We start from the raw sequence: 1,428 nt of genomic DNA on the forward strand, positions 1-1,428 counted from the left end.
TTGCCGTTGGAGTATGGACGTTTGCCGGTCTTTGGGCGAGCGCACTTTTTGACCTGCTTAGTCTAAACTCCAATAATAAAAGACGCAAGACTAATTGTAGTGGGTGAGCCAGGAGTAGGTAAAACTCTTCTATTAGTATCACTATTCGGCTGGAGACTAAATCCTCCATTCAAAATTACTCATCCCGAACGTAACATAGAAATTACTTTACATCCTTGGGATTTAGGAGGTCAAGGAGTTTATAAACATTTAACCAAAATCCTTTTCTGTCCTCAAGCAGTTTATCTCGTAGTGTGGGCATCCGGGCCGGGTACAAAACAAGGATTAGTCAGAGAATGGATTGACCTAATTAAACACTTGGCGCCTAAATCCAAAGTGATTGTTGTGGAAACTCATAGTAGCTTTAGAAATGAACCGTCAGACATTTCTTTTCAACAAGACATTTATCAAGAATTTGGTCATGACATAGTTCTCGGATTTATACGTGTTGACAACAAGCATGATTCTGAAACAAATCAACCTGTTGGAATTAATGAACTGCAAAATACGATTGCCCGTGCTGCAATAGAACTCCCCGAAATAGGACGCACAATTCCAAATAAATGGCAGCATGCTATTGAGGCATTGCAAACAATAGGAAAAGAGTATTTACCTTATACCGATACCCTTAACTTATGTATTGAAGCTGGTCTGGAGATTGAGCAAGCTAAATTTTTCATAAGAACCTTCCATGAGATTGGATATTTTATCCATTACCAAGATGAACCAGTTCTGAAGGATATTGTTATTCTTCAACCAGATTGGTTGGTAAAAATGTCTACTAATTACCTTGAGCAAACTTTTGAGCAAGGTAGTGAATTTATCTTGCCATTTCTGCAAGCCAACACTGAGGCACAGGTAACACTGAACGAAGCCAAACTAATCCTGATTGGCGAGGGTGAGGTAGGCAAAAGTTGTCTGTTGGGTGCATTGCGGGGAGATGAATGGATAGAAGGTCGCCCTACAACTCACGGGATTGAGATTAAGCCAGTAATCATCACCGATCCCGACAGTGGCACAGAGATATCACTCAATGGTTGGGATTTTGGCGGTCAACCGGTTTATCGACCAACGCACCAGTTATTTTTCAGCGCTCCTGCGGTGTATCTGGTAGTGTGGAAGCCACGGGAAGGCCCCCAGCAGGGCTTTATCAAAGAGTGGATTACCCTGATCAAGCATCGGGAACCGGATGCCAAGGTGCTAGTAGTCGCCACCCACGGCGGCCCCGGACAGCGACAACCCGACATTGACAGACAGGAAATTCAGGATCGATTCGGCAGCGATACGGTGCTTGACTTCTTCCATATAGACAGCAACTGGAGTTTAGACTAAGCACAAATTTACTCAGAAGGAGCTGAGTAGAAATTATGGTGAATTTAGAGAGAGATT

The 1,428-nt window shown here is 43.1% G+C and carries 1 protein-coding gene; it reads left to right on the forward strand.

Annotation, left to right across the window (positions count from 1 at the left end):
• The first annotated feature begins 99 nt into the window (after positions 1 to 99).
• A complete protein-coding gene (locus tag QUA13_RS32420; protein WP_333205190.1) occupies positions 100 to 1,371 on the forward strand; it encodes a COR domain-containing protein in 1,272 nt (423 codons plus the stop codon).
• Positions 1,372 to 1,428 lie beyond the last annotated feature (57 nt).

Origin of the sequence: Microcoleus sp. S28C3, assembly GCF_036700785.1 — a bacterium.
Taxonomy (GTDB): domain Bacteria; phylum Cyanobacteriota; class Cyanobacteriia; order Cyanobacteriales; family Microcoleaceae; genus Microcoleus; species Microcoleus asticus.